Raw genomic sequence first — 25,872 nt, forward strand, 5'->3', positions numbered from 1 at the left:
TATCCTCGATTTAATTAGTGCGCGGTATTGTAATGTCAGTCCTTGCCGAAGGACGGATCCACCTTGATCAACGCGGTCATGATAAATGCCGGTATCGTCGCCAGGCATACCCACATGAAGAAGTGCTGGTAGCCCAGCTGCTGCTGGATCCAGCCGCTGGCCATTTGCGGCAGCATCATGCCCAGCGCCATGAAGCCGGTGCAGATGGCGTAGTGCGCGGTCTTGTGCGGGCCGTCCGCCACCATGATCATGTACAGCATGTAGGAAGTGAAGCCGAAGCCGTAGCCGAACTGCTCGACCGCCATGGCCACCGAGATCAGGTAGATATTTTCCGGCAGCGCGCTGGACAGGTAGACGAACACCAGGTCCGGCAGGTGGACGGCAAAGGCCATCGGCCACAGGCAGCGCTTGAGCCCGAAGCGCGAGATCACCACGCCGCCGGCCAGGCCGCCCAGCGTGAGCGCGACAATGCCGATGGTGCCGTACACCAGGCCCACTTCCTGGTTGCTCAGGCCCAGGCCGCCCTTGTCCAGCGGGTCCAGCAGGAAGGGCACGGCCAGCTTGAGCAGCTGCGCTTCGCCCAGGCGGAACAGCAACAGGAAGCCCAGCGTGACGGCGATGCCCTCCTTGCGGAAGAAGGCGGCGAAGGTGGCGAAGAAGTCGCGGAACAGGTCGCCGCCGGCCGGCGCGCGCACGTCGGCGGCGGGCTTGGGCAGCAGGAAGAAATGGTACACGCCCAGCACGCCGAACATGGCCGCCAGCACGAACATCACGATGGACCAGGCCACGTGCGGGTCGCCCAGGGAGTCGGTCAGCTGGCCGGCCAGCCACAGCAGGCCGCCCTGTCCGGCGATCATGGCCAGGCGGTAGAAGGTGGAGCGCACGCCGACGAAGGCGGCCTGCTGCTGCTGGCGCAAGCCCAGCATGTAGAAGCCGTCGGCCGCGATGTCGTGCGTGGCCGAACTGAAGGCCATCAGCCACAGCACGGCCAGGCTGGCGCGGAAGAAATCGGGCAGCTTGGTGGTGAATGCCACCCCGGCCAGCGCCGCGCCGATGACCAGCTGCAGCGCGATGATCCACTTGCGCTTGGTGCCCAGCAGCTCCACCACGGGAGACCACAGCGGCTTGATCACCCAGGGCAGGTACAGCCAGCCGGTGTAGAGCGCGATATCGGTATTGGAAATGCCGGTGTTTTTGTACATCGCCACCGACAGCGTCATCACTACGACATACGGAATGCCCTGGCCGAAGTACAAACTGGGGATCCACCACCAGGGGCTACGTTGAAGCGCGTCTTTCATTCCGTCCTTTGATGTCTCGTGTTATTGCTTTAGCGCCGCCCTCACACTGCCTTCGGCCAGATCCAGCGCGGCGCGCGCCTGGTCCACCGTCTGCCGGTTGAGCAGCGCCACGATGGCGACCTTGACGTGGAAGTTGCACTGCTCCAGCGTGGCGCGGGCGGCGGCTTCATCCACGCCGGTGGCGTGCATGGTCAGGCGCACGGAGCGCTGCACCAGCTTGGCGTTGGTGGGCTTCAAGTCTACCATCAGGTTGCCGTAGACCTTGTGCAGGCGCACCATCAAGGCGCTGGAGATGGTATTGAGCGCGATCTTCTGCGAAGTACCCGCCTTCAGGCGCGTACTGCCGGAAATGACTTCCTCGCCGGTGTCCAGGGTGATGCCGATCTCGGCTTCCAGCGCCACCGGCGCGTCCGGATTGTTGGCCAGGCCCACCGTCAGCGCGCCGGCTTCGCGCGCCGCGTGCAGCGCGCCCAGCACGTAGGGCGTGCCGCCCGAGGCGGCCAGCAGGAAGACCACGTCGTTCGGGCCGGGCGCCAGCGCCAGCAGGTCGGCCGCGCCTTGCGCGCGGTCGTCCTCGGCGCCTTCCACGGCCTTGAACATGGCGCCGTTGCCGCCGGCCAGCAGGGCCAGGGCGCGCTCATTGGGCCAGGAGAAGGTCGGGTGCAGTTCCACGCTGTCGAGCACGCCAAGGCGGCCCGAGGTGCCGGCGCCTGCATAGATCAGGCGTCCGCCGGCCTGCATGCGCGGCACGGCGGCGGCGACGGCGGCGGCGATGCGGGGCGCGGCCGCTTGCACGGCGCGCACGGCGTTGAACTGGTCTTCAACGAAGGCGGACACCAGGTCGATGTCCAGGTACTGGTCCAGCTGCGCGTGCTGCTGGCTAGGGGTTTCGGTTTTTAACATCGTCATCTGTCTGTGGGTGATACGATGAGACCAGTGTAATACCAAAACTAGCCGCGCTGCCCATGAAAGCTCGATGCGCTGGCATGCCGAAAAGTTATGATGCGCCCGGCTTGCCGCTTAAACCGGCGAGCGCCGCATTTCCGCCACGAAGTCGTAATGGTCGCTGCGGCAATAGGAATGGGTCAGCTCCACCGCCTCGCCGGACTCCAGGTAGGCGATGCGGGTAATGAACAGCACGGCCTGGCCTTCCGGCACGTCCAGCTGGCGCGCCAGTTCGCCCGAGGCGTTCATGGCGCGGATGTGCTGCAGCGCGCGGGCCGGCGCCTTGCCGGACGCGTCCAGGAATTCATACAGGGAGTCGCCTATCGCTTCGGGGCGCGGCACCACGCTTTGCGGCAGCACGCTGACCTCGTAGGCCATCACCACGTCGTCGGCCAGGCGCAGGCGCTCCAGGCGGGCCACCTTGCTGTTGGGCGAGAGGGCCAAACTCATCTGCTCGTCCGCGCTGGCGCTGACGATGGCGCGTTTCAGCCAGCGCGAGCCCGGTTTGTAGCCGCGCTGCTGCAGCTGCTCCGAAAAACTGGTGAGATTGGACAGCGGCTGTTCGATGCGCGGGGCAATGTAGTTGCCCGATCCACGGCGGCGCACCACCAGGCCCTGGTCGACCAGCTGGTCGATGGCCTTGCGGGCGGTGACGCGGGACACGTTCAGCAATTCGGACAGCGTGCGTTCGGACGGCAGCGCCTGGTCGACCTGATAGCGCCCATTGCGCACATCGTCGCTCAATTTGCGTGCAATCTGCATATACAGCGGCGAATTGTCCTTTGCATCCGCTTGAAATTCAACGCTGGTCTGGCTCATATGGTATCTCCTAAGGCGTCTAGTGTAATAGCCAGGGCCAATTTGCGCTCATTTTTGGTTGCATGAAAATATACCGGCAACGCATAGCGCCAAGTTATGCGCGAATGAAACGATTTCATTAGGCGCGGCTATCCGCCGCCCGTATGCTCATTCAAACAACTATGAAACGGGGGACAGGCAATGAAACTGGGCATGCGCGCACTGCTGGGATGGGCATTGATGGGAGGCGGGATAATGCAGGCCATGGCCGAGGCTCCGGCGGCTCCGGCCCCGGCTGCGGTACAGCTGGACCGCGAGCTGGCCGCCGTCGTCAATGACGCGCAGCATCCGCTGTCCGGCCTGTCGGTGCTGGCCATCCGCGACGGCAAGGTGGCCTACCAGCAGCAGTTCGGCCTGCGCCGCATCGACACGGCGGGCACCGGCGTGACCGCGCCCGTCACGGCCGCCACCATGTTCCGCATCGCCTCCATCTCCAAGATGATGACCACCTTCGGCCTGATGAAGCTGGTGGAGGAAGGCAAGCTCGACCTCGACGCCGACGTATCCACCTATCTCGGTTTTCCTCTGCGCAATCCGAACGCGCCCGGCAGCGCCATCACGCTGCGCCACCTGCTGAGCCACACCTCCACGCTGCGCGACGACGCCGGCTATTCCTGGGGTACGGACACCAAACTGGCCGACGTGCTGCAGCCCGGCGGCGGCAAATACGGCGCCGGCGCCATGTGGGCGCAAGGCAAGAACGCGGCGCCCGGCGCCTACTTCACCTACTGCAACCTGAACTGGGGCGTCATCGGTACCATCATGGAACGCGTGAGCGGCGAGCGCTTCGACCGCCTGATGAAGCGCCTGCTGCTGGCGCCGATGGGCTTGCGCGGCGGCTACAACACCTCCGAATTCTCGCCCGCCGAAGTGGCGGACACGGCCACGCTATACCGCAAGCGCACCACCGACACCGAAATCTGGAATCCGGCCGGGCCGTGGATCGCCCAGGTGGACAACTACGGCGTGGTGCCGCCGGCCGCCCCGGCGGGCATCGCCAGCTACGTGATCGGCAGCAACGCCACACTGTTCAGCCCCACCGGCGGCATGCGCATCTCGGCGCCGGACATGGGCAAGATCATGCTGATGCTGATTAACGGCGGCCAGCACGAAGGCAAGCAGGTACTCAAGCCCGAGACCATTAAACTGATGTTCAGCGAACAGTGGACCTACAAGGAAAGCGGCGGCGGGAACGGTGACACCCTGCGCGGCCTGTACCACAGCTGGGGCCTGGGCGCGCAGCGCTTCGCCGACACGCCGGGCGCCGGCAACCGCCTGGTGCAGGGCGGCGGCTTCAGCGCCGTGGGCCACCTGGGCGAAGCCTACGGCCTGGTGTCCACCTTCGCGGTCGACCTGGACGGACGCAACGGCCTGGTGTCGCTGATAGGCGGCTTCGGCACCGACCCGGAACAGTATCCGGGCCGCTATTCGGCCCTGGTGCGCTCGGAGGAATTGATACTGACGGCGCTGTACCGGCGCGCGGTACTGGGCAAAACGGACTAAGGCGCATCACCCAAGGTTATGGCCTGCGCATGACGATTCATTGGCTAGAAGCAGAGCCTGCCGCCACACTTTGAAACATCTAAATTAAACGGTTCTCCAGATGCAGCAAGGTACACAGCAAGACGCACAGCAGGTAGTGGTCATCGGCGGCGGCGTGGTGGGGCTGGCATCCGCCTGGTGGCTGCTGGAAGCCGGCTACCGCGTCACGCTGCTGGAACGCGCGCCCACCATGGGCAGCGCCTCGAGCTACCGCAACGGCGGTCAGCTCAGCTACCGCTACGTCGCCCCGCTGGCCGACGCCGGCGTGCCGCTGAAAGCGGTGCAATGGCTGTTCCAGGAGGACGGCCCGCTGCGCTTCCGTCCCGAAGCGGACATGCGCCAGTGGCGCTGGCTGGCCAGCTTCCTGGCCAATTGCAACGCCGCCAGCAACCGCCGCACCACGGCCAAGCTGCTGGAACTGGGTGAACTGAGCCGCAATGCCATGGCGCAGCTGGAGCTGGTGCTGCCGCTGTCCGAATTCAACTGGCGCGACGCCGGCAAGCTGGTGGTGTACCGCTCCAAAAAGATCTTCGACGCCGCCGTGGCGCGTCCGGACGCCGAAGGCAACCGCCAGGTGCTGACGGCGGCCGACACCGCGCGCATGGAACCGGCGCTGGCCGAGCTAAGCCCCCAGCTGGCCGGCGGCATCTACAACAAGGGCGAAGCGGTGGCCGACTGCCACGCCTTCTGCCTGGCGCTGGAACAGCGTTTGCGCGCGCATCCGCGCTTCCAGGGCGTGATCCACGCCGAAGCGCGCGGCATCTTCGCCGAAAATGGCCGCATCTCCGCGATCGACACCAGCGAAGGCTGGATTTCGGCGGACCAGTTCGTGCTGGCCGCCGGCATCCAGAGCCGCGACTTGGCCGCCAGCGCCGGCATCTACCTGCCGCTGTACCCGCTGAAAGGCTACAGCCTGACCGCGCCCATCCGCGAACAGGACTGCGCGCCGGAGATCAGCGTGACGGACTTCGAGCGCAAAGTGCTGTATGCGCGCATCGGCGACAGCCTGCGCATCGCCGCCATGGTGGACATGGTGGGCGAAGACACCAGCCTGGACCAGGACCGCGTGGCCGGCCTGAAACGCCTGGCGCGCGCCGCCATGCCGACGGCGGCCGACTACAGCCGCGCCGAAGCCTGGGCCGGCCTGCGTCCCGCCACGCCCAACAGCGCCCCCATCATCGGCGCCACGCGCTATCCGAACTTGTGGCTGAACGTAGGCCACGGCCCGCTCGGCTTCACCTTCGCCTGCGGCACCGCCACCCTGCTGGCCGACCTGATGCGCGGCAAATCCACCCCCTTCGCCCTGGACGGCCTGACCCTCGCTGCCTGATCTCCATCCCCGGGGTCAGTTCCCTGACCCCACGTAAGGTGTGGGCGGGAATGGGCGCGAGACGTACCTTGGCGCGCGTTATGGCGGATAATTGCGGGATGTCCAAGTCCAAATCCCCAGCGGCCTGCCCATGCGGCGGGCCATCGCTTGCCGCCTGCTGCGGCCCATATATAGACGGCGCGGCGCTGCCGCAGACGGCCGAGGCGCTGATGCGCTCGCGCTACAGCGCCTACAGCCTCGGCATCGAACCTTATCTGCAAGCCACCTGGCACCCCAGCACCCGCCCGCAGGAAGCCATCATCCGCAGCGATGAAAAATTGCAATGGCTGGGACTTGAGGTAAAATCTGCTTTACGTTTACGTCAACGTAAAGCAGAGAACGAAGACTTTGTTGAATTTGTGGCACGCTTCCGCGTCAATGGGCGCGGCCAGCGCCTGCACGAAGTCAGCCGCTTTCTGCGCGAGCCCTCCCCCGAGGGCCTGCGCTGGTTTTACGTAGACGGTACTTTCCCCGAATAGACAGCACGCGCCGGAGACAGCGCGACCAGAACAAGAGGAATCCGAATGCCGCACATCGAAAGCAAACTCAATCCGCGCAGCGAGGACTTCAAGTCCAACGCGTCGGCCATGCAAGCCCTGGTCGACGACCTGCGCGACAAGGTGGCGAAGATTGCCCAGGGCGGCGGCGAGGCGGCCAGCGCCAAGCACGTTGCGCGCGGCAAGCTGCTGCCGCGCGACCGCGTGCAGATGCTGCTCGATCCGGGCACGCCCTTCCTCGAATTCTCGCAAATGGCCGCCTACGGCATGTACCAGGACGCCAAGGGCGTGGACGCCGCGCCGGCGGCCGGCATCATCACCGGCATCGGCCGCGTGGCGGGCCAGGAATGCGTCATCGTCTGCAACGACGCCACCGTCAAGGGCGGCACCTACTACCCGGTCACGGTGAAGAAGCACCTGCGCGCGCAGGAGATCGCAGACCAGAACAACCTGCCCTGCATCTACCTGGTGGATTCCGGCGGCGCCAACCTGCCCAACCAGGACGACGTGTTCCCGGACCGCGACCATTTCGGCCGCATCTTCTACAACCAGGCCAATATGTCGGCCAAGGGCATCCCGCAGATCGCGGTGGTGATGGGTTCCTGCACCGCCGGCGGCGCCTACGTGCCGGCCATGAGCGACGAGTCCATCATCGTCAAGGAACAGGGCACCATCTTCCTGGGCGGCCCGCCGCTGGTGAAGGCGGCCACCGGCGAAGTGGTGACGGCGGAAGACCTGGGCGGCGGCGACGTGCACACGCGCTTATCCGGCGTGGCCGACCATCTGGCGCAGAACGATTTGCACGCGCTGTCGCTGGCGCGCACCATCGTCTCGAATCTGAACCGCACCAAGCCGCAGCAGATGGCCTTGCGCGAGTCCGTGGAGCCGAAGTACCCGACGCAGGAACTGTACGGCGTCATCCCGGTCGATACCCGCAAGCCTTTCGACATCCGCGAGGTGATCGCGCGCATTGTGGACGGCAGCGACTTCGACGAATTCAAGGCGCGCTACGGCGCCACGCTGGTGTGCGGCTTCGCCCATATCTACGGCATGAAGGTGGGCATTATCGCCAACAACGGCATCCTGTTCTCCGAGTCCGCGCTGAAGGGCGCGCACTTCATCGAGCTGTGCGCGCAGCGCAAGATCCCGCTGGTGTTCCTGCAAAATATCACCGGCTTCATGGTGGGCCGCAAATACGAAAACGAAGGCATCGCCCGCAACGGCGCCAAGATGGTGACGGCAGTCGCCACCGCCGCCGTACCGAAGTTCACCGTCATCATCGGCGGCAGCTTCGGCGCAGGCAACTACGGCATGTGCGGCCGCGCCTACTCGCCGCGCTTCATGTGGATGTGGCCGAACGCGCGCATTTCGGTGATGGGCGGGGACCAGGCCGCATCCGTGCTGGCCACCGTCAAGCGCGACGGCATCGAATCGAAAGGCGGCCAGTGGAGCGCCGACGAGGAGGCGGCCTTCAAGCAGCCGATCAAGGACCAGTACGAGCACCAGGGCCACCCCTACTACGCCACCGCGCGCCTGTGGGACGACGGCGTGATCGATCCGGCCGACACCCGCATGGTGCTGGGCCTGGGCCTGTCCGCCGCGCTCAATGCGGAAATCCCGGACACGAAGTTCGGCGTATTCCGCATGTAAGGGGGCATATATGGCATACGAAACCCTGGAAGTGGCAATCGCGGGTACACTGGCGACCGTTACGCTGAACCGCCCGGACGTGCGCAACGCGTTCAACGAGAAGAGCATCAACGAGCTGACGCTGGCTTTCGACGAGCTGGGCCGCAATGAACTGGTGCGCGCGGTGGTGCTGGCCGCGAACGGCGCAGCCTTCTGCGCGGGCGGCGATTTGAACTGGATGAAGGCAATGGCGGGCTATACGCACGCCGAGAACAATGCAGACGCCATGCAGCTGGCGCAAATGCTGCGCACCATCTATCTGTGCCCCAAGCCCGTGGTGGCCAGGGTGCACGGCGACTGCTACGCCGGCGGCATGGGCCTGGTGGCCGCGTGCGACGTGGTGGTGGTGGCCAATGTGGCCAATTTCTGCCTGAGCGAAGTGAAGCTGGGACTGATCCCGGCCACCATTTCACCTTATGTAATCAAAGCCATGGGCGAGCAGGCTTCGCGCCGCTACTTCCTGACCGCCGAGCGCTTTGGCGCGGCGGAAGCCTACCGCATCGGTTTCGCCCACGAGGTGGTACCGGCGGACGGTCTCGACGCGAAAGTCGCGGAGATCGTCAAGGCGCTGCTGGGAAATAGCCCGAACGCAGTGAAGGAAGCCAAGACGCTGGTGCGCGACGTGGCCGGACAGCCGGTCACCGACGCGCTGCTGGCCGACACGGCGCTGCGCATCGCGCATATCCGCGCGTCGGAGCAGGGCCGTGAAGGCGTTGCGTCCTTCCTGGAGAAGCGCAAGCCCGGATGGCTAAACTAATGGAGTATGTTTGGAATCGACTCAAACAAGTGATTGGGTAGCACGCAGCCTGCGCAGTGTATGGCACCCGTGCACCCAGATGCAGCACCACGAGACTGTACCGCTGATCCCGGTGAAGTACGGCCGCGGCGCGTGGCTGTACGACCATGAAGGCCGCCGCTACCTGGACGCGATCAGCTCCTGGTGGGTGAACCTGTTCGGCCACGCCAACCCGCGCATCAACGCCGCGCTGAAAGACCAGTTGGACTCGCTGGAGCACGCCATGCTGGCCGGCTTCACGCACGAGCCGGTGATCGAACTGTCCGAGCGCCTGGCCGCGCTGACGGGCCACAACCTGGGCCACGCGTTCTACGCATCGGACGGCGCATCCGCCGTCGAAATCGCTTTGAAGATGAGCTTCCACTCCTGGCGCAACAAGGGCCAGCAGGACAAGCAGGAATTCGTTTGCCTCAAGGGCAGCTACCACGGCGAGACCATAGGGGCTTTGGCCGTGACCGATGTGGCGCTGTTCAAGGACGCCTACGGCCCGCTGCTGCGCGCCACGCAAACGGTGATGTCGCCGGATGCGCGCCAGGCTGCCGAAGGCGAAACGGCACAGGAGCGCGCGGAAAATGCGGCACGCCGCGCCGCCGCCGACGTGGAGCGCCTGTTCAACGAGCGCGGGGACAAGATCGCCGCCATCATCATCGAGCCGCTGGTGCAGTGCGCCACCGGCATGGCGATGCACGACCCGCTCTACCTGCAACTGGTGCGCGCGCTGTGCGACCGGCATTCCGTGCACCTCATCCTGGACGAAATCGCCGTCGGCTGCGGCCGCACCGGCACCTTCTTCGCCTGCGAGCAGGCGGGCGTATGGCCTGACTTCCTGTGCCTGTCCAAAGGCATCAGCGGCGGCTACCTGCCCTTGTCGCTGGTGCTGTCGCGCGACGAGATCTACCAGGCCTTCTACAGCGCCGACGTCACGCGCGGCTTCCTGCACTCGCACTCCTACACCGGCAATCCGCTGGCTTGCCGCGCGGCCCTGGCCACGCTGGACATCTTCGAGCAGGACAATGTGCTGGCCGCGAACAAGGTCCGCGCCGAACGCCTGACCAAGGCGCTGGCGCCGCTGGCCAACCACGAGCGCATCAAGAACGCCCGCCAGCAAGGGATGATCTGGGCCTTCGACGCCATCGACGCGGGACCGACGTTCTCGCGCCGCTACTTCGCCGAAGCCACGCGCCAGGAACTGCTGCTGCGCCCCATCGGCCCGACGATTTACCTGATGCCGCCCTATATCCTCGACGACGAGGAAATCGACGGCCTGGCTGCGCGCACGCTGTCCGTGTTCGAAGCCACGCTGGCCGGAGCGGGGGCATGATGGAGCTGCTGACCAAACTCCAGTCCCGGCTCGACGTGCTCGAAGAACGCAGCCTGATACGCAAGCGCCGCACGGTGGACTCGCCCACCGGCCCGCGCCTGACCGTGGACGGCCGCGAAGTGCTGTGCTTCAGCAGCAACGACTACCTGAGCCTGGCCAGCCATCCGCGCGTGATGGCGGCGCTGCAGGAAGGGGTAGCGCTGTACGGCGCAGGCAGCGGCGCCTCGCACCTGATCAGCGGCCATAGCCGCGCCCACGCGCAGCTGGAAGAGCGCCTGGCCGAATTCGTCGGCACGCATATCGCGTCGGCGCGCGCGCTGTACTTCTGCACCGGCTATATGGCCAACCTGGCCGTGCTGACCGGCCTGGCGGCGGGCGACAAGGACACCGAGTTCTTCTCCGAATCGCTGAACCACGCCTCGCTGATCGACGGCGCGCGCCTGTCGCGCACCACGATCAAGGTCTACGGCCACGCGGACGTGGAAGCGCTGGCAGGCCTGCTGGCCGCCAGCACCGCCGCCAACAAGATCGTCGTCACCGACTCCGTGTTCAGCATGGACGGCGACCTGGCCCCGCTGCCGGAACTGCTGGCGCTGTGCGAACAGCACGGCGCCTGGCTGGTGGTGGACGACGCGCACGGCTTCGGCACGCTGGGCGAGAACGGACGCGGCGCGCTGGAGCACTTCAATTTGCGCTCGCCCTACCTGGTCTACATGGGCACGCTGGGCAAGGCCGCCGGCGTGGGCGGCGCCTTCGTCGCCGCGCATGAAGTCGTGATCGAAACCCTGATCCAGACCGCCCGTCCCTACATCTTCACCACCGCCGCACCGCCGGCGCTGGCGCACGCACTGCTGACCAGCGTGGACATCATCGCCGGCGAAGAAGGCCGCGCGCGCCGCGCCAACGTGCAAAGCCTGGTGAAACAGCTGCGCACCGGCCTGAAGCTGGAGCGCTGGCAGCACATGCCGTCCGATACGGCGGTGCAGCCCATTATCATCGGCGAGAACCCGGAAACCATGCGCGCCGCAGCAGCCCTGTATGCGCAAGGCCTGTGGGTAGGCGGCATCCGTCCGCCCACGGTCCCGCAAGGCACGTCGCGCCTGCGCGTGACGCTGGCAGCAGGCCACACCGCCGCCGAAGTGGACCAGCTCATCGCAGCACTGAACGCACTCGAAAGGACCAGCCATGAGCGCTGAAAAATCGGGCATCGCGCCCACCGCCGACGCGCCTGGCGTGGCCGTGGCCGCGCCGGATACCGACGTTGCCGTCGGCCTGGCAACGCCTGCGGCGGATACCGCTGCCGCGCCGGAAAGCGGCACCTCGGCGGCGCCCGCCGGCGCGGGCCTGCCGCCACGCTTCTCCTGCTTCGTCACCGGCACGGATACCGAAATCGGCAAGACGCTCACCTCGTCAGCCCTGCTGCACGCGCTGGTGAAGCAGGGCGTGCGCGCCTGCGGCATGAAGCCGGTGGCCGCCGGCGCGGAGATGCGCAACGGCGTGCTGCATAACGACGACGCCGACCAGCTCACCGCCGCCGGCAACGTCACCATGCTGCAGTCGCTGACCACGCCCTACATGCTGAAGGAACCGGCCGCGCCGCACATCGCCGCCGCCATGGAAGGCGTGACCATAGACGCGGTGCCCATCCTGGCCGCCTACCTGGAAATCGCCGCCGCCACGGACGCCGTGGTGGTGGAAGGCGTGGGCGGCTTCCGCGTGCCGCTGAACGACAGCTTCGACACCGCCGACCTGGCGCAGCAGCTCAACCTGCCGGTGATCCTGGTGGTGGGCCTGCGCCTGGGCTGCATCAGCCACGCGCTGCTCACCGCCGAGGCCATCGCCGCGCGCGGCCTGAAGCTGGTGGGCTGGGTGGCCAACGAGCTGCAAACCGAAATGAATTTCGCCGACGACAACGTGGCGGCACTGGCGCAGCGCATACCCGCACCGCTGCTGGGCCGCGTGCCGCGCCTGGCGCAGCCGACTGCCGCAGCGGCAGCCGCGCATCTGGACTTTACGGGCCTGCCGAACTGGCCGGCCCGCCGCAACAATACCTGAACGTGAAGGAAACATGATGTCCCTGCAAGAACCAAAGACCGTAGAACTGCACCGCCCAACCCCTGCCATCAAGCTGCCGGAAGCGGCGACCTGGCCGCTGGACGACGTGATGGCGCTGTTCGAGCTGCCGTTCAATGAACTGATGTTCCGCGCCCAGGAAACCCACCGCGCCAACTTCCCGGCGGGCGACGTGGAACTGGCCACGCTGCTGTCGATCAAGACCGGCGGCTGCGAGGAAGACTGCGGCTACTGCCCGCAGGCCGCGCGCTACGACACCGGCGTGGAAGCCAAGAAGATCCTCGGCATCGACACCGTGCTGGAAGCTGCGCGCCAGGCCAAGGAAAACGGCGCCACCCGTTTCTGCATGGGCGCAGCATGGCGCAGCCCGAAGGACCGCGACATGGACAAGGTTGAAGAAATGGTGCGCGAAGTGAAGGCCCTGGGCCTGGAGACCTGCGCCACGCTGGGCATGCTGGAAGAGCAGCAGGCCGAGCGCCTGAAGGCCGCAGGCCTGGACTATTACAACCACAACCTGGACACCGCGCCCGAGTTCTACAACAACGTGATCTCCACCCGCGAATACCAGGACCGCCTGGACACGCTGGGCCACGTGCGCAACGCGGGCCTGAAGGTTTGCTGCGGCGGCATCGTGGGCATGGGCGAAACGCGTTTGCAGCGCGCGGGGCTGATCGCGCAGCTGGCCAACCTGAATCCGTATCCGGAATCGGTGCCGGTGAACCACCTGGTGCAGGTGGAAGGCACGCCGCTGCACGGCATGGACCCGCTGGACCCGTTCGAATTCGTGCGCACCATCGCCGTGGCCCGCATCACCATGCCGAAAGCGCGCGTGCGCCTGTCCGCAGGCCGCCGCCAGATGGGCGAAGCGGTGCAAGCCATGTGCTTCCTGGCCGGCGCCAATTCCATCTTCTATGGCGACAAGCTGCTCACCACCGACAACCCGGAAGCGAACGACGACCGCGCGCTGCTGGCCAAGCTGGGCCTGACCACCCGTGCCAACACGCTGGAGTCAGTGCAGAAGGAAAGCTGCGCCTGCTGACCCGCCGAGCGCCGCCAAGAAAAAAATCTAAGGCCACGAGCTGATAGAGAGAGACCACATGTTCAAGAAAATCCTGATTGCCAACCGTGGTGAAATTGCCTGCCGCGTCGCCGCTACCGCGCGCCGCCTGGGCATCAAGACCGTTGCCGTATATTCGGAAGCGGACGCCAACGCCAAGCACGTCGCCGTGTGCGACGAAGCGGTGCTGATCGGCCCTGCCGCCGCCAAGGAAAGCTATCTGCGCGGCGACAAGATCATCGCCGTGGCGAAAGCCACCGGCGCGCAAGCCATCCACCCCGGCTACGGCTTCCTGTCCGAGAACGCCGAGTTCGCGGACGCGTGCGCCGAAGCGGGCCTGGTGTTCATTGGCCCGCCGGCTTCGGCGATGCGCGCGATGGGCTCCAAGTCCGCCGCCAAGTCGCTGATGGAGAAGGCCGCCGTGCCCCTGGTGCCCGGCTACCACGGCGACAATCAGGACGCCGATTTCCTGAACCGGGAAGCCGACCGTATCGGCTACCCCGTGCTGCTGAAAGCTTCCGCCGGCGGCGGCGGCAAAGGCATGCGCGTGGTTGAAAATTCGGATGCATTCAAGGACGCGCTGGCCTCGTGCAAGCGCGAAGCCATCAGCTCCTTCGGCGACGACAAGGTGCTGGCGGAGAAATACCTGCAGCGCCCGCGCCATATCGAAATCCAGGTGTTCGCGGACACGCTGGGCAACTGCATCTACCTGTTCGAGCGCGACTGCTCGGTGCAGCGCCGCCACCAGAAAGTCCTGGAAGAAGCGCCTGCGCCCAACATGAGCGCCGAACGCCGCGCCGCGATGGGCGAGGCGGCAGTGGCCGCTGCCAAAGCGGTGGGCTACGTGGGCGCCGGCACGGTGGAGTTCATCGCCAACCAGGACGGCTCGTTCTACTTCATGGAGATGAACACCCGCCTGCAGGTGGAGCATCCGGTCACCGAAATGATCACCGGCACCGACCTGGTGGAATGGCAGCTGCGCGTTGCCGCCGGCGAGCCGCTGCCGAAGAAACAGGATGAGCTGCGCATCCACGGCCACGCCATCGAAGCGCGCATCTACGCGGAGAATCCGGAGAAGGGCTTCCTGCCGTCGATCGGCACCTTGCGCCACCTGGCGACGCCGGACGCGGTCAATTTCGAACTGGGCGGCATTCCGGGCCATCCGTCCGGCGTGCGCATCGACTCCGGCGTGCGTGAAGGCGACGCCATCTCGCCGTTCTACGACCCCATGATCGCCAAACTGATCGTCTGGGGCGCGGACCGCAAGCAGGCGCTGGCCCGCATGTCGCAGGCGCTGGCGCAGTACCAGATCGTCGGCCTTGCGGCCAACATCGCCTTCCTGAAACGCCTGGTGGAAGGCGAAGCCTTCGCCACGGCGGACCTGGACACCGGCCTGATCGAGCGCCACCACGACACACTGTTCCCGGCCGCGCAGCCCGCGGCGCAAGGCGCGCTGGCGCTGGCCGCTGTGGCGCTGATCGAAGCGGAGAAGCAGGCATCTGCCGCGCAGTCCGGCGCCAACGCAGGCGACCCGTGGGGATCGGCGCTGGGCTGGCGCATGAACACCGCCTACACGCGCAGCCTGTCCTTCACGGACGACTACGCGGCAGCGCTGCCGGCCAAGGCTTATAACGTGCAGGTCACCTATCGCGACGCGGACTGGCTGTTCAACCTGCCGTCCTGCCCGGATGCGCAGCCCGAACGCCTTAGCCTGATGTCGCAGCAGGGCGCGGACTTCAGCATCAAGCTGGGCGACACCGCCTGGCACGGCAGCGTGCGCCGCGACGGCGATACCGTCCACGTCTTCACCGGCGGCGCGCACTACGCGCTGACCTACAATGACCCGATGGCGCACGCCGGCGAAACCGAAGCCGAAGGCGGCCGCCTGACCGCGCCCATGCCGGGCAAGGTGGTGGCGGTGCTGGCCGAAAAAGGCCAGGCCGTGAAGAAGGGCGACGCGCTGGTCATCATGGAAGCGATGAAGATGGAGCACACCATCTCCGCGCCGCACGACGGCGTGGTGGAAGAAGTGCTGTACGCAGTGGGCGACCAGGTGACGGACGGCGCGCCGCTGCTGGCCTTCAAGGCCGCCTGAGGAGGCCCGGCATGCGTATCCTGCTGCACAGGGCGGACGGCCAGACGGATCCCTGGATCAAGGACTTCGCGCGGCACCTGCCGGAGGCGGAAGTGGTGGTGTGGCAGGCGGAGCAAACCGCGCCGCCCTGCGACTACGCCATCACCTGGGCGCCGCCGGAGGCCATGCTGCGCGACCTGGCTGAAGTGAAGGCCGTGTTCCTGACCGGCGCCGGCGCGGACGGCATACTGAAGTTCGACGCGGCGCTGCCGCGCAACGTGCCCATCGTGCGCCTCGGCGACGCGGGCATGGGCGTGCAGATGGCCGAATACGTCACGCACGCGGTGCTGCGCTACTACCGCCGTTTCGACGAATACGAGGCGCAGGCGCGCGCCGGGCAGTGGTCACCGCTGCCGCAGTACAACCGTGAGGATTTCGCGGTCGGCGTGCTGGGCATGGGCGTGCTGGGCACGCGCGTGCTGGAGGCGCTGAAGGAATTCGGCTTCCCGCTGCGCGCCTGGAGCCGCAGCGCCAAGACCATGGAAGGCGTGCAGTGCTTCCACGGCGAGGAGGGGCTGGACACCTTCCTGCGCGGCGCGCGCGTGGCCGTATGCCTGCTGCCGCTCACGCCGGACACCAGCAATATTCTCAACCGCAGCAATATGAGCAAGCTGCCGCAAGGCGCCTACCTGATCAACGTGGCGCGCGGCGCGCACGTGGCCGAACCGGACTTGCTCACGCTGGTCAAGTCCGGCCACATCGCTGCCGCCACGCTGGACGTGTTCCGCAACGAGCCGCTGCCGGTGCAGCATCCGTTCTGGCAGGAGCCGCGCATCACCATCACGCCGCATATCTCGGCACTCACGCTGCGGCGCGAAAGCGTGCAGCAGATCGCCGGCAAAATCCGCCAGATGGAACGCGGCGAGCCGGTGGCCGATGTCATCAACCGAGAACATGGATACTGACCCAAGGATACCGAAATGAACGCACTGCCCAAACAAGTCAAAATCGTTGAAGTCGGTCCGCGCGACGGCCTGCAGAACGAGAAGGAAACCATCTCCGCCGAGGTGAAGACGGAACTGGTGAACCGCCTGGCCAGCGCCGGCTTCGCCAATATCGAAGCGGCGTCCTTCGTGTCGCCCAAGTGGGTGCCGCAGATGGCCACCAGCAAAGAGGTGATGGCAGCCATTGCGCGCAGGCCGGGCACCATCTACTCCGCGCTCACGCCGAATATGCAGGGCTTTGAGGCGGCGCTGGCGGCCAGGACGGACGAGGTGGTGATCTTCGGCTCGGCCTCGGAGGCGTTCTCGCAAAAGAACATCAACTGCTCCATCGCCGAGTCCATCGCGCGCTTTGTGGACGTGGCCAAGGCGGCCAAGGACAACGGCCTGCGCCTGCGCGGCTCCATCAGCTGCTCCTTCGGCTGCCCCTACCAGGGCGAAGTGCCGCTGGACGCCGTGGCCGACGTGGTGGGCCGCATGCGCGACCTGGGCTGCGACGAGATCGACATCGCCGACACCATCGGCGTAGCCACGCCGCGCAAGACGCAGGCGGTGATGCAAACGGCGATCAGCGCGTTCCGGCTCGACGGCTTGTCCGGCCATTTCCACGACACCTACGGCCAAGCGCTGGCCAACATCTACGCCAGCCTGGAGCTGGGCATCTCGATCTTCCACTCGTCGGTATCGGGTCTAGGCGGCTGCCCCTACGCCAAGGGCGCCACCGGCAACGTGGCGACGGAGGATGTGCTGTACATGATGAACGGGCTGGGCATCCATACCGGCATCGATCTCGACATCGTAGTGGACGCGGGGGCGTACATTTCGCAGATACTGGGCCGCAAGGGCTCCAGCCGGGCCGGCAACGCCATCGCGGCGAAGCGCGCAGGCTGACAGCCTTGGGGTCGGACCCGATGGGTCCGACCCCAGGTTTTTAAATTGGTTTGCCAATAGAAAAAACCCGCTTGATGTTGCCATCAAGCGGGTTTTTAAATTTTGGTCGGAGTACAAGGATTCGAACCTTGGACCCCCTGGTCCCAAACCAGGTGCGCTACCGGGCTGCGCTACACTCCGAAGAAGCAAGATAATACAAGCTGGGTTTTCTTCGGTCAAGGGCAGGGACGAAAAAACTTTAGAAATGCAGGTTTTTCTTCAATATGGGACACTGGCTGCATACGAATTAAGCAAAACATCATGCGCCTGCACACTTCCTACGCAGCGGAGCGGTATGGCTCGCCGGGCGGCATTGCCGTCGGCGTGTCGATTTCCATCGTGCTGCACGTGATGCTGCTGTATCAGTCCCGTTTCGGCTGGACGCCGCCGGCGCCCGTGCTGCCGCCGCGGGAAACCATCACGGTCTGGCTGCGCCCGGCGCCTGTCGCGCCGCCCATGCTGCAGCCACTGCCGCCGCCGCGCGCAGCGCTGACGGTGCAAGCCGAACCGCCGCCGCCAAAAAGGGACACCCGCAAGGAACGCACCGCGCGCAAACCAGCGCCAGCAACCAGCCCTGAGGCCGCGCCGGCGGCCGAAGCGCCGGGCATGACCTGGGTGGCGCCTGCGCCCGCGTCGGAAGCACCGGCGGCGCGGGCCGATCCGTTCGCGGAGCCGGCGCAGGCCGAGGCGGCGCCAAAATTCGATATGGATGCGGCGCGGCGCTCGGCGCGCAAGGTGGCGAACGAGCGCGATCCGGCCAGGGCGGGCACGGCGGTGGGGCAGATCCCGGAGAAGCCGCTGGCCAGTGAGACGCCGCTGGCGCGCAAGATGTCGCGGGCGGCGCGCGCCGACTGCAAGGACGGCATCCCGGGCGGCCTGCTGGCGCCGCTACTGCTGGCCATGGACAAAAAGGACCACGGTTGCAAGTGGTAGCGCCTGCCTGCCGGCGCCTTCATCCCATGCGCACGAAGAATTGCGTGGACTTGGCGGACAAAGCCTTATGGACCTGGACGTGGCAAATGCCTCCCGGCAGGCCGCTGGCCGTCTTGTAAAACTCAGTGGTCAACAGAAAGCGGAAATCCATTCCCTCCTCGGATCGCATATTTTGCCGCGCCAAATCCGACAGATCGCATAGATAGTTCAGCAAAGCGGTAGCCGCCTTGAGCAGGGCAACGCTGGCTTTGATCTGCGACTTGAACAGCTCTTTTCGGTTCTTGCCGCCAGCCTCTTCGGAGTTGGGCTGCAGCTTGATGAGTATGGTCGGCTGGAAGTCGACTTTGCCGGGCAGCGCAATGTCCAGTGCATCGACCAAACTACAAAGACGCACTTTACGCTGCTCGCTCAATCCCAATTTGCAACTCTGAAAATTTCCCAGATTAAGGTTCAGAAACCGCTGACACACCGCGTTATAGTCTGCCAGTATCTGGGTATTTGCGATCGCATCGTAGTACAGCGCCTGCAGCTTGGCCGCATGCGGCTGCCCCCACTTGTCCTTCATCCACGTCTCAAAATCCTCCCACGACGTGTTGGCCTTCCCCATTTGAAAAGCCTCTTTTTTTGCAGCCTTGGCAGTCAACTTGCTCAATTCTTCCGACGAGATCATAAGAGCCCCTTGTAAGAACAGCGATGGGTTACTTGCATGGCCTAATGGACAACATTAAGCATCAAACAGCCCAGTATGCTGCGAAAGCGGCCGCAAATCAATTGCCAAATCAACATCAATCCAGCGTCTATGCGCCAGCGTCGGCCTTCATCAGCAGGGCGCGCTCGTACAGCGCGTTTTTCTTGCGGCCGGTGATTTGCGCGGTGAGCGCGGCGGCCTGCTTCAACGGCAGCTCGGCCACCAGCAGGGCGAGGATGCGTTCGGCTTCGGCGTCCTGCGCGTCCTCGGCTTCGGCCACGCCTTCCACCAGCACCACGTATTCGCCTTTTTCGCGGTGCGCGTCCGCGTTCAGCCAGGCCACGGCCTCGGACAGCGGGCAGCGGTGGATTTCCTCGAACAGCTTGGTCAGCTCGCGCGCGAACACCACCTGGCGCGTGGGCTCGAACGCCGCCGCCAGCGCTGCGGCGCATTCAACGATGCGGTGCGGCGCTTCGTAGAACACCATGGTGGCGGTGACGTTGCGCAGCTGCTGCAGCATGGTGTCGCGCTGCTTGGCCTTGGACGGCAGGAAGCCGATGAAGTGGAACTGGTCGTTCAGCAGGCCGCTGGCGGAAATGGCGGCCACGGCCGCCGAGGCGCCCGGCAGCGGCACCACGCGCAGGCCGGCCGCGCGCACCGCGTCCACGATGCGCGCGCCGGGGTCGGACACGGCGGGCGTGCCCGCGTCCGATACCAGGGCGATGCGCTCGCCCGCCTGCAGCCGCGCGATCAGCGTCTCGGCCGCCTCGCGCTCGTTGTGCTGGTGGGCGGCGATCAGGGGCTTGTGCAGGCCGAAACGGGTCATCAGCTGGGCGGTGTTGCGGGTGTCTTCGCAAGCCACGGCGTCCACCAGGCTCAAAACGTGCAATGCGCGCAGACTTATATCAGTGACATTACCGATCGGGGTCGCCACTACATACAATGTTGCGATAGGATAGGTCTGGTTGGCTGTCTCGCCCAGGACGGGCAGGGTGGCGATGCTGGTTGCTTGTACTGTCATGGAGGTTGAATGCTGCCTATAAGAGTGAAATTGCTGCTGTTGTGCCTGGCAGCCAGTCTGACCAGCGCTTGCAGCACGCCTTGCGACGCGCCCGGCAAATTGTGCGCGCCTGTGACGTCAATTACAAGCCCGCCGCAGCAAGCTGCGCCGCCCGCGGCGCGGCCGGCGCCGGAACGCCCGCCCGAACCGCCGCCGCCGGCCGTGGAAACCTTTGCCGTGCCCATGCCGGGCACGGAGAACGGCACGCCCGCCGCCCTGCCGGACAATGGCGCACAAGCCGCTGCCGGCGCCGATGGCGCGCCCGGCTACCGCATCGGCCTGATGCTGCCGCTGCGCTCCGAGCCGCTGCGGGTGGCCGCCGAGGCGGTGCGCGACGGCTTCATGGCGGCCTGGGAGCGCGACCGCGCCGGCATCGCCGTCACCGTGATTGAAACCGGCGACGCCACGCAGGACGTGCTGGCCGTCTACGCCGCCACGCTGGAGCAGCAGGACATGGTGGTGGGCCCGCTGGCCCGTTCCGCTGTCACCGCCGTGGCCGCCAGCCCGCTGGTGCTGAAGCCCACCATCGCCCTCAACCACCCGGACGGACGCGGCGAGACCACGCTGCCGGCGCAGATGATGGTGATCGGCCTGTCCATCGAGGACGAGGCGCGCCAGGCCGCCAGCTGGGCCGCGCGCGAACAGCCGGGCGCCATTGCCTACGTGCTGTCCAACCCCGCCCAGTACCAGCGCCGCAGCGCCAGCGCCTTCGCAGCCCAATGGCAGCGCCTGGGCCGCGCCGCCAAGACGGCCGACTTGACCGTGCTGAACGGCTACCTGAACGACGCCGAGCTGGTGCAATTGCGCGCGCGGCTGCAGGCCGAACCCTCGGCCGTCGTGTTTGCCGCGCTGGACACTGACCAGGCGCGCCAGCTGCGCGTGGCCCTGCAAGCGCCGCCGCTGGGCGACATTCCCGTCTACGGCACCTCCTCGCTCAATCCCGGCAAGGCCAGGCAGCTGCCCGGCCCCGAGCTGGACGGCGTGCGCCTGCTGGACCTGCCCTGGCAGATCCAGCGCGACCATCCGGCCGTGATGGTTTACCCACAGCCGCTGGGCAAGGACGCGGACATGGAGCGCCTGTACGCGCTCGGCATCGACGCCTTCCGCGTGGCGCATGAAATCGCCCGCAACGCCCAGCGCAAGCAGCAGGCCGATTTCCAGCTGGACGGCGTGACCGGGCAGTTGAAAGTACATTTCGGCAACGGCCCGGCTGCGTTCGAGCGCCGCATGTTGCCTGCTGTCTACAAAAACGGCGTGCCCCTGCCGGCCGCCGCCGCCCAGCCCTAGGCGCCGCCATGCCCCTCACCACGCGGCAGATGCAGGGCAACGCGGGCGAGGACGAGGCGCTGGCGCATCTGCAGCGGCATGGCCTGCGGCTGGTCGAGCGCAATTTCCGCTGCAAGGGCGGCGAAATCGACCTGATCATGCGGGACGGGGCGGCGCTGGTGTTTGTCGAAGTGCGCCAGCGCGGCGGCGGCGGCTTCGGCGGGGCGCTGGCCAGCGTCACACCGGCCAAGCAGCGCCGCCTGATCCACGCCGCCCAGTTCTACCTGCTGCGCCTGAAACCCCTTCCGCCATGCCGTTTCGACCTGGTGGCGATCGATGCAGGCAAATTGAGCTGGCTTAAGAACGTTCTGGAAGCCCATGCCTGAAATGTAAGCATATTTAACAGCGCTTGTCCGGCCCGGCGGGCGACTGCACTATAATCCCACACCATGAATACTCAACGCATCCTCTCCCATTTCCACGAAAGTGCCGAAATCAAGATCCAGTCCGCCACCGTACTGGCGCAGCCGATAGGCCAGGCGATCGAACTGATGTTTTCGGCTTTGTCCAACGGTAACAAGATCCTGGCGTGCGGCAACGGCGGCTCGGCTGCCGACGCGCAGCACTTCGCCGCCGAGCTGGTGGGACGCTTCGAGCGCGAACGCTTCCCGCTGCCGGCCATTTCGCTGGCGACCGACACCTCCATCCTGACCGCCGTGGCGAACGACTACAGCTACCGCGAGATCTTCTCGAAGCAGGTGCAGGCCTTCGGCCAGGCGGGCGATATCCTGCTGGCCATTTCCACCTCGGGCAACTCGGCCAATGTGATGGCGGCCATCGAGGCGGCGCTGGAGCGCGAGATGCGCGTGATCGCGCTGACCGGCAAGGGCGGCGGCGCCATCGGCAAAATGCTGACCGACGCCGACGTGCATATCTGCGTGCCGGCCGAGCGCACCGCCCGCATCCAGGAAGTGCATCTGGTGACCATACATGCTTTGTGCGACGGCATCGACGTCGCACTATTCGGAGGAGATGTGAATGAGTAAAGCCGGCACCGTGGTACGCCGCGTAGTATTTGGCGCTGTTCTGCTGTCCTCGCTGTCCGCCTGCGTTCCGCTGGTGGTGGGCGGCGCCGTGGGCGGCACGCTGGCCGCGTCCGACCGCCGCACCTTCGGCGCGCAAACCGAAGACAAGGCCATCGCCTTCAAGGTCGAAACCAAGCTGCCCAACCTGGTGGGCGACGCCGGCCATGTGAACGTGGCCAGCTTCAACCGCCGCGTGCTGCTGACCGGCGAAGTGCGCGACCAGGCCATGAAGGACAACCTGGAGCGCGAAGTGCGCGCCGTCGAAGGCGTGCTGTCGGTGACCAATGAACTGGAAATCGCCGGCCCGGCCAGCTACACCTCGCGCTCGAACGACGCGCTGATCACCACCAAGGTGAAAGCCAGCCTGGTGGACATGAAAGACATCTCGGCCAACTCCTTCAAGGTGGTGACCGAGCGCGGCAACGTCTACCTGATGGGCCGCGTCACGCAGCGCGAAGGCACCATCGCCGCCGACGTGGCGCGCGGCGTGAGCGGCGTGTACAAGGTGGTCAAGGTTTTCGAGTATATTAGCGAAGACGAATGGAAACAGTACCAGCCTAAACCTGCAGCGAACTGATCATGTCCTCCTCCACCGCCTGGATCAAACCCGCCCTGGCCGCCGCCGTCATCGCGGGCCTGGGCGTGACCGCGTATTTCTCGCTCAGCCAGCACAGCAGCGCGCCGGACGTCACCTTCCTGGGCATCAAGGGCGAGCAGATCACGCCCGCCAGCCTGCAGGGCAAGGTGGTGATGGTGAACTTCTGGGCCACGTCCTGCGCCACCTGCGTGAAGGAAATGCCGCAGATGGTGGACACGTACAACAAGTACAAGGCGCAGGGCCTGGAGTTCGTGGCGGTGGCGATGAAGGAAGATCCGCCCAACTACGTGCTGAACTTCGCCGAAACGCGCCAGCTGCCGTTCAAGGTGGCATTGGACGTGAAGGGCGACGCGGCCAAGGCCTACGGCAACGTGGCCATGACGCCCACCACCTTCGTGATCGACAAGCAGGGCCGCATCATCAAGCGCTATGTGGGCGAGCCGGAGTTCCCGGCCCTGCACAAGCTGCTTGAAAAAGCGCTGCAAGGCTAAAACCCCGCCTCCCATCCGCGTCGGAAAACTTTACAGTTTCCGCGCGGAGTTTCCACGTCAAATCGTAAGTCCTTGATTCTCAAGAATGTTTATTCGTGGCATGTAACTTGCTTTGAATTAATATATCTTACACCAAGGAATCTTACCGATGAAGCGACTGTCCCTGCTGCTGGCCCTGGCCATGCCCCTGCTGGCCCAAGCCAGCGCCATCTCGCAAGTAGCCGAAGCGAGCAAATACACGCTGGCCTACTCGCTGGCCGTGCCCAATGTCGCCAGCTTCAACTTCAACAGCATCCCTTACACGGTGGACAACCACGCCAGCATCGCCAACGGCTCGTTCAGCCGCATCGCTTACTACCTGGAACTGCAGCGCGCCGGCGGCCAGCTCATGTATGCCTACGTTTCCATGGACGCGTTCACCAATGATGCGGGCAAGATCGGCGTGCCGAATGCGGCGTCCGGCGCCTTCTTCCAGCAGAACGTGAGCAATATGAACGTGTTCTCCAACGTGGCCGGCATTACCACCGGCACCGGTATCGGCACGGGCAATATCGAATTCTGGCAATACAATTACGGCACCGCCAACAGCGCCAACGTGCCCGGCGCGACCAACAACAACTACGATTTCGGCGACCGCTCGGACTTTGCCAACAACTACGGCTCCATGCAGATCCATAACTACGGCGCCGGCCAGTCCATCCTGGACTACAACAACTGGGGCGGCTCGAGCAACTACAGCGACATCGGCCTGGGCACCCAGGTGGGCGGATCGGGCAATCCCGACTGGACTTTCGCCTACAACGCGGGCCAGTTCACGGTGAAAAACCTGGAAGTGCTGGTGCTGAGGAATTCCGTTCCTGAGCCTGGCAGCCTGGCGCTGCTCGGCCTCGGCCTGTTCGGCCTGGCGGCAATGCGCCGCAAATCGGTACGCTAAAGGCTGGGGTCGGACCCTGGGGTCTGCCCCCAAGGTCTGACCGTCAGAAGCCTGTCTGTACGGACAAATACCAGCCCTTCTGCTTCTTCTTGTTGAACACGGTGATCTCGCCCAGATGGGCGTAGGCCGCCGTGACCGACACATTGCGCGTCGGGAACCAGGCCACAAAGGCGTCGTAATAGGCTTTTTCCGGGTCCACGCCGAGGTTGTGCGGCTTGTGCCGGTATTCGGCGCCCAGCGCCAGCTTGCGGTTGATTAAATACGCCACCGACACTTCCGGCATCAGCTTGGCGTGGTCGCCCTGGTCGCCGCCAAAGCCCAGTATGCCCATCTGGTTGGCCTTGGTGGCGCGCAGCGTGCCGTTGACCAGCAAACTCTGCTCGAACAGCACCTTGGTGGCGGACACGTAGTAGTCGTAGCCGCTGTCGTCCTTGGCGCCCAGCTGCGTGACGCTGGTGATGCCCAGCGCGCCCAGGCCGCCTATGCCCTTGTTCTTCTTGTACATGATGCCCACGGCCACCTGCGGCACCCACACGTCCTGCTCGTAGACCGCGTCGCCCAGCAGGCGCACCTTGAGGCCGACGATGTCCTGCTTGATCTGCAGCGCGTTCAGCGGCGCCAGGCTGCCCTTGAAGTCCTGGCGCGCCAGCGACAATTCCAGCCGGTCGCCCACGCCGACCGCCACGCCGTAAGTGCCCAGCGAATAATCCTGCGTTTTCACGTGCGTGTAGTGGGCGTTCGCGGCCCAGCTGTCGCGCGAGCCGTAGCCGGTGATCAGCGCCCACGGCGTGAGGCCGCCGCCGCCCGCGCCTTCCAGCTGGCTCACGCCGCCGGTGGCCAGGAATTTGCCCATGTCCGGCTTGCTTTGCACGCCGGGCGAGGCGGTGACGATGTCGCGCTGCATGGGCGCCAGCTTGGCGATCAGCTTGTTCGACACGCTGCTCGGCACGCCGTGCTGCTCCATGGCGATCTGCAGGTCTTCCGCCAGCGCGTTGAACTGGGCGTTGGTGATCTTCAGGTCGATGTGCACCGACTTCATGTCGCGCACGGTGCCCACGCCGTCCATGGTCTTGTCGCGGTATTTGCCGCTGTACTTGCACGGGCCGCCGGCGAATTCGCAGAACTGCTCCTGCAGGCGCTGGTTCAGCTGCGGGATGTCGAAGTCGTTGAAGCTTTCCTTGATGCGGGGGTCGGAGGTGATCAGCGCGACGAAGGTATCGGTAATCTTCTTGATGCCCTCCTTGCCTCCCATGCCCTGGTAGGTGGAGTCTTCGGTGTACGGCGTCTGCGCGCAGGCCAGGGAGGAGGCGAGCAGCAGGCCGAGGGTGGCGGCCGTGGCGAGTTTCATCATGTGCTTGTCCTTG

25 protein-coding genes and 1 tRNA gene are annotated in these 25,872 nt (G+C 65.6%); 19 read left to right on the forward strand and 7 right to left on the reverse strand.

Annotation, left to right across the window (positions count from 1 at the left end; all coding sequences use genetic code 11):
* Positions 1 to 35 precede the first annotated feature (35 nt).
* From KT882_RS01065 to KT882_RS01075, 3 genes are all read right to left on the reverse strand, one after another.
* On the reverse strand, positions 36 to 1,301 hold the full coding sequence (locus KT882_RS01065; protein ID WP_161070352.1) for an MFS transporter: 1,266 nt from the start codon (positions 1,299 to 1,301) through the stop codon (positions 36 to 38).
* A gap of 21 nt (positions 1,302 to 1,322) precedes the next feature.
* Positions 1,323 to 2,204 (reverse strand): N-acetylmuramic acid 6-phosphate etherase, encoded by an 882-nt coding sequence (locus tag KT882_RS01070; protein ID WP_228894150.1) that lies wholly within the window; start codon positions 2,202 to 2,204, stop codon positions 1,323 to 1,325.
* A 117-nt stretch (positions 2,205 to 2,321) separates the two neighbouring features.
* On the reverse strand, positions 2,322 to 3,065 hold the full coding sequence (locus KT882_RS01075) for a GntR family transcriptional regulator (RefSeq protein WP_161070351.1): 744 nt from the start codon (positions 3,063 to 3,065) through the stop codon (positions 2,322 to 2,324).
* A gap of 180 nt (positions 3,066 to 3,245) precedes the next feature.
* On the opposite strand from KT882_RS01075, the gene KT882_RS01080 reads away from it, so the two are divergent.
* The 12 genes from KT882_RS01080 (at position 3,246) to KT882_RS01135 (ending at position 17,414) form a co-directional block, all read left to right on the forward strand.
* Entirely contained in the window at positions 3,246 to 4,607 is a 1,362-nt protein-coding gene (locus KT882_RS01080; protein ID WP_228894151.1) for a serine hydrolase domain-containing protein, read from the forward strand.
* Positions 4,608 to 4,707: 100 nt separating this feature from the next.
* Complete coding sequence (locus KT882_RS01085; RefSeq protein WP_161070349.1) at positions 4,708 to 5,976, forward strand: D-amino acid dehydrogenase; 1,269 nt, start codon at positions 4,708 to 4,710, stop codon at positions 5,974 to 5,976.
* A gap of 98 nt (positions 5,977 to 6,074) precedes the next feature.
* Positions 6,075 to 6,494, forward strand: coding sequence for a YchJ family protein (locus KT882_RS01090; RefSeq protein ID WP_228894152.1), 420 nt, complete (start codon positions 6,075 to 6,077; stop codon positions 6,492 to 6,494).
* Between the two features lie 45 nt (positions 6,495 to 6,539).
* The gene (locus tag KT882_RS01095) at positions 6,540 to 8,162 is read left to right on the forward strand and encodes a carboxyl transferase domain-containing protein (RefSeq protein ID WP_228894153.1); all 1,623 of its coding nucleotides are present in this window, start codon (positions 6,540 to 6,542) and stop codon (positions 8,160 to 8,162) included.
* A 10-nt stretch (positions 8,163 to 8,172) separates the two neighbouring features.
* Positions 8,173 to 8,958, forward strand: coding sequence for an enoyl-CoA hydratase/isomerase family protein (locus tag KT882_RS01100; protein ID WP_228894154.1), 786 nt, complete (start codon positions 8,173 to 8,175; stop codon positions 8,956 to 8,958).
* Positions 8,959 to 8,968: 10 nt separating this feature from the next.
* A complete protein-coding gene (bioA, locus tag KT882_RS01105; protein ID WP_228894155.1) occupies positions 8,969 to 10,318 on the forward strand; it encodes an adenosylmethionine--8-amino-7-oxononanoate transaminase in 1,350 nt (449 codons plus the stop codon).
* On the forward strand, positions 10,318 to 11,514 hold the full coding sequence (gene bioF / locus KT882_RS01110) for an 8-amino-7-oxononanoate synthase (protein ID WP_228896819.1): 1,197 nt from the start codon (positions 10,318 to 10,320) through the stop codon (positions 11,512 to 11,514). Before bioA ends, bioF begins: the two co-directional genes overlap by 1 nt.
* Positions 11,504 to 12,373, forward strand: a complete 870-nt coding sequence (gene bioD, locus KT882_RS01115) for a dethiobiotin synthase (protein WP_228894156.1) — start codon at positions 11,504 to 11,506, stop codon at positions 12,371 to 12,373. Before bioF ends, bioD begins: the two co-directional genes overlap by 11 nt.
* Positions 12,374 to 12,386: 13 nt before the next feature.
* Entirely contained in the window at positions 12,387 to 13,430 is a 1,044-nt protein-coding gene (bioB, locus tag KT882_RS01120; protein ID WP_228894157.1) for a biotin synthase BioB, read from the forward strand.
* Positions 13,431 to 13,488: 58 nt separating this feature from the next.
* Entirely contained in the window at positions 13,489 to 15,543 is a 2,055-nt protein-coding gene (locus KT882_RS01125) for an acetyl-CoA carboxylase biotin carboxylase subunit (protein ID WP_228894158.1), read from the forward strand.
* Between the two features lie 11 nt (positions 15,544 to 15,554).
* Positions 15,555 to 16,487: a 2-hydroxyacid dehydrogenase gene (locus tag KT882_RS01130; RefSeq protein WP_228894159.1), complete on the forward strand. Its 933-nt coding sequence runs from the start codon at positions 15,555 to 15,557 to the stop codon at positions 16,485 to 16,487.
* Between the two features lie 15 nt (positions 16,488 to 16,502).
* Positions 16,503 to 17,414: a hydroxymethylglutaryl-CoA lyase gene (locus KT882_RS01135; protein ID WP_228894160.1), complete on the forward strand. Its 912-nt coding sequence runs from the start codon at positions 16,503 to 16,505 to the stop codon at positions 17,412 to 17,414.
* A 103-nt stretch (positions 17,415 to 17,517) separates the two neighbouring features.
* Here KT882_RS01135 and KT882_RS01140 read toward each other — a convergent pair.
* Positions 17,518 to 17,594: transfer RNA gene (locus tag KT882_RS01140), tRNA-Pro, on the reverse strand.
* A gap of 120 nt (positions 17,595 to 17,714) precedes the next feature.
* On the opposite strand from KT882_RS01140, the gene KT882_RS01145 reads away from it, so the two are divergent.
* Positions 17,715 to 18,386: a hypothetical protein gene (locus KT882_RS01145; protein ID WP_161070339.1), complete on the forward strand. Its 672-nt coding sequence runs from the start codon at positions 17,715 to 17,717 to the stop codon at positions 18,384 to 18,386.
* Positions 18,387 to 18,405: 19 nt separating this feature from the next.
* Here the strand turns inward: KT882_RS01145 and KT882_RS01150 are convergent, their stop codons facing one another.
* Both KT882_RS01150 and rsmI read right to left on the reverse strand, forming a co-directional pair.
* Positions 18,406 to 19,056, reverse strand: a complete 651-nt coding sequence (locus tag KT882_RS01150; RefSeq protein WP_161070338.1) for a hypothetical protein — start codon at positions 19,054 to 19,056, stop codon at positions 18,406 to 18,408.
* Between the two features lie 127 nt (positions 19,057 to 19,183).
* Positions 19,184 to 20,095 carry a 16S rRNA (cytidine(1402)-2'-O)-methyltransferase gene (rsmI, locus tag KT882_RS01155; RefSeq protein WP_161070337.1) on the reverse strand — a complete coding sequence of 304 codons (912 nt, stop codon included), beginning with the start codon at positions 20,093 to 20,095 and terminating at the stop codon, positions 19,184 to 19,186.
* A 111-nt stretch (positions 20,096 to 20,206) separates the two neighbouring features.
* Between rsmI and KT882_RS01165 the strand changes: the two genes are divergently transcribed.
* The 6 genes from KT882_RS01165 to KT882_RS01190 all read left to right on the forward strand — a co-directional run bounded on the left by KT882_RS01165 (position 20,207) and on the right by KT882_RS01190 (position 24,508).
* Positions 20,207 to 21,421 carry a penicillin-binding protein activator gene (locus tag KT882_RS01165; RefSeq protein ID WP_267478634.1) on the forward strand — a complete coding sequence of 405 codons (1,215 nt, stop codon included), beginning with the start codon at positions 20,207 to 20,209 and terminating at the stop codon, positions 21,419 to 21,421.
* An 8-nt stretch (positions 21,422 to 21,429) separates the two neighbouring features.
* A complete protein-coding gene (locus KT882_RS01170; protein WP_161070335.1) occupies positions 21,430 to 21,786 on the forward strand; it encodes a YraN family protein in 357 nt (118 codons plus the stop codon).
* Positions 21,787 to 21,849: 63 nt separating this feature from the next.
* On the forward strand, positions 21,850 to 22,446 hold the full coding sequence (locus tag KT882_RS01175; protein ID WP_093553779.1) for a phosphoheptose isomerase: 597 nt from the start codon (positions 21,850 to 21,852) through the stop codon (positions 22,444 to 22,446).
* Positions 22,439 to 23,062 carry a BON domain-containing protein gene (locus KT882_RS01180; RefSeq protein ID WP_161070334.1) on the forward strand — a complete coding sequence of 208 codons (624 nt, stop codon included), beginning with the start codon at positions 22,439 to 22,441 and terminating at the stop codon, positions 23,060 to 23,062. Before KT882_RS01175 ends, KT882_RS01180 begins: the two co-directional genes overlap by 8 nt.
* 2 nt (positions 23,063 to 23,064) lie before the next feature.
* Positions 23,065 to 23,574 (forward strand): TlpA disulfide reductase family protein, encoded by a 510-nt coding sequence (locus KT882_RS01185; protein WP_161070333.1) that lies wholly within the window; start codon positions 23,065 to 23,067, stop codon positions 23,572 to 23,574.
* Positions 23,575 to 23,722: 148 nt separating this feature from the next.
* Positions 23,723 to 24,508 carry a PEP-CTERM sorting domain-containing protein gene (locus KT882_RS01190; RefSeq protein WP_228894161.1) on the forward strand — a complete coding sequence of 262 codons (786 nt, stop codon included), beginning with the start codon at positions 23,723 to 23,725 and terminating at the stop codon, positions 24,506 to 24,508.
* Between the two features lie 43 nt (positions 24,509 to 24,551).
* Here the strand turns inward: KT882_RS01190 and KT882_RS01195 are convergent, their stop codons facing one another.
* The gene (locus KT882_RS01195; RefSeq protein ID WP_407682030.1) at positions 24,552 to 25,859 is read right to left on the reverse strand and encodes a DUF3034 family protein; all 1,308 of its coding nucleotides are present in this window, start codon (positions 25,857 to 25,859) and stop codon (positions 24,552 to 24,554) included.
* Positions 25,860 to 25,872 lie beyond the last annotated feature (13 nt).

The sequence above is a fragment of the Pseudoduganella aquatica genome (assembly GCF_020865585.1).
In the GTDB taxonomy this organism is placed as follows: Bacteria; Pseudomonadota; Gammaproteobacteria; order Burkholderiales; family Burkholderiaceae_D; genus Rugamonas; species Rugamonas aquatica_A.